Raw genomic sequence first — 2,703 nt, 5'->3', positions numbered from 1 at the left:
TCTCTTCCATAGAATAATTTTTTGGAAAAAATTTCTCGTATAATTTTTCTTTTATAAAAGCAGGTTTGTCTGAATTAAATTTTTGAATTAAAATTTCTTTTCCGTCCAATTTCAATGCCATTACCTCATTACCTTTAGAAAAATAAATTTTTTCTTTAGCATCAAACACTTTGTAAGGCTCACTTACTTTGTACGAATAATCTGTAGATAATGTTTTTTGCGAATAGCCCTCTTGCAACGACAAAAGAAATACTATTAAAACACAAAGAATTTTTTTCATAATTTGTAGATTTTATTTTTTAATTAAGATTTGAATTGACGGCAAAAGTATTGAATCAAAAATTAAAAAAACAGGGATTCTTCATTTATAATATAACAACTTTGACACTGACTAACTTTGCGCTATATTTGCAGATTAAACACGAAAGTGTTTTCTAGAAATTTAGATAGAAAAAGAAGATGAAGCATATTAGAAATTTTTGCATAATTGCACATATTGACCACGGGAAAAGTACACTCGCTGATCGTTTACTTGGCGCTACTCAAACTGTAACTGCTCGTGAAGAAAAAGCGCAACTGCTTGACAACATGGACTTAGAGCGTGAACGTGGTATTACGATTAAAAGTCACGCCATACAAATGGAATACACTTATCAAGGACAAGAATACATACTGAATTTGATAGATACTCCAGGTCACGTAGATTTCTCTTACGAAGTTTCTCGTTCTATTGCAGCTTGCGAAGGAGCATTACTTATTGTAGACGCTGCACAAAGTATTCAGGCACAAACGATTTCTAACTTATATCTGGCTCTAGAAAACGACTTAGAAATCATTCCTGTTTTAAATAAGGTAGATTTACCAAGTGCTAATCCAGAAGAAGTTTCAGACGATATTATCGATTTATTAGGTTGTAAACTAGAAGATATTATTCATGCTTCTGGAAAAACTGGTTTTGGTGTCGAAAACATTTTGGCAGCTATTATCGAGAAAATTCCACATCCAAAAGGAAATGTAGACGAACCATTGCAAGCTTTAATTTTCGATTCACATTACAATCCTTTTCGAGGAATAGAAGTTATATTTCGTGTCAAAAATGGTCAGATAAAAAAAGGGCAAAAAATTAAATTCATGGCAACAGGCAATGAATATTTTGCAGATGAAATAGGTACATTAAAATTAAACCAAGTTCCAAAACAAGTTATTTCTGCTGGAGATGTTGGGTATTTGATTTCTGGAATAAAAGAAGCAAAAGAAGTAAAAGTAGGGGACACGTTGACGGATGCAAAAACACCAACAACTAATATAATTACGGGTTTTGAAGATGTGAAACCAATGGTTTTTGCAGGAATTTATCCTGTAGATACAGAAGATTACGAAGAATTACGTAATTCGATGGAAAAACTACAACTGAACGATGCTTCACTTGTTTTTCTTCCAGAAAGTTCTGCGGCTTTGGGGTTTGGTTTCCGTTGCGGTTTCTTGGGAATGTTACACATGGAAATTATCCAAGAACGTTTGGAGAGAGAGTTCAACATGACGGTCATTACCACGGTTCCCAACGTTTCGTATAATGCGTTTACCAAAAAAGATCCAACAACTGCGCTTATTGTAAATAACCCTTCAGATCTACCAGAACCTTCTCGTTTAGACCATGTTGAAGAGCCTTTTATCAAGGCAACAATCATTACAAAATCTGATTATGTTGGAAATGTAATGAGTTTGTGTATCGAAAAACGTGGATTGATTACCAATCAGACGTATCTAACAACAGAACGTGTCGAGTTGACTTTTGATATGCCTTTGGCAGAGATTGTATTCGATTTTTATGATCGTTTGAAAACCGTTTCTAAAGGTTACGCTTCCTTCGATTATACACCAATTGGAATGCGAACGTCTAATTTGGTAAAAGTGGATATCTTATTGAATGCAACTATTGTAGATGCTTTATCATCGTTGATGCATGCTGACAATGCGTATTCTATTGGAAAAAAAATGTGCGAAAAACTGAAAGAATTAATCCCGCGTCAACAATTTGATATTCCTGTTCAAGCCGCAATTGGAGTAAAGGTTATCTCTCGCGAAACCATAAAAGCATTACGTAAAGACGTTACCGCCAAATGTTATGGTGGAGATATTTCTCGTAAACGTAAATTATTGGAAAAACAGAAAAAAGGTAAAAAACGTATGAGACTGGTTGGAAATGTCGAAATTCCACAAGAAGCCTTTATGGCAGTTTTGAAATTGAATGATTAAGTTTTGAAATTAAAATATATTGAAAAGCCGTTATTCGATTCGAATAACGGCTTTTTTTTACGAGATGTTTTACAGCTATTCGTTGCAAGTTTTGAAAATAGTTCTAAGCTTATTTTCTCTTCTTGGAGTAAAGCTATAAAAAAAAATTAAATTTTATAATCTAGTAGGCATGCAGTCTATAAATTTGTTTTTTGTGATAATATGTATATTTTTGAAAAAGCTATCACAACTTTGTGATAAAAAAGATATTTTAAAAAAAATTATCACAGAATATAAATGATGCACTACTAAGATACTGAAAATTTGTTAAAAAATATTGTTTACAAAAGATAGGCTAACTTTTTAATTTTCTGTTTTCTTCTTTTAGAAAATTATTTTCTTCGACTAATTTTTTAATTTGGTCTATTATGTTTTCTGGAAAAAGATTTATGGTACCATGATTATAAC

General features: G+C 32.2%; 2 protein-coding genes. One reads left to right on the top strand and one right to left on the bottom strand.

All coding sequences use genetic code 11. The features are described from left to right. Positions 1–280: hypothetical protein (locus tag ACHZC3_RS11850; protein WP_394760063.1), on the bottom strand; the 280-nt coding region annotated here is incomplete at its 3' end. A gap of 179 nt (positions 281–459) precedes the next feature. On the opposite strand from ACHZC3_RS11850, the gene lepA reads away from it, so the two are divergent. Beyond that, a complete protein-coding gene (gene lepA, locus ACHZC3_RS11845) occupies positions 460–2,256 on the top strand; it encodes a translation elongation factor 4 (RefSeq protein ID WP_394760062.1) in 1,797 nt (598 codons plus the stop codon). The last annotated feature ends 447 nt before the right edge of the window (positions 2,257–2,703 follow it).

The organism is Flavobacterium sp., from assembly GCF_043720215.1.
Lineage (GTDB): Bacteria > Bacteroidota > Bacteroidia > Flavobacteriales > Flavobacteriaceae > Flavobacterium.
This window is presented reverse-complemented; position numbering and strand designations above follow the sequence as displayed.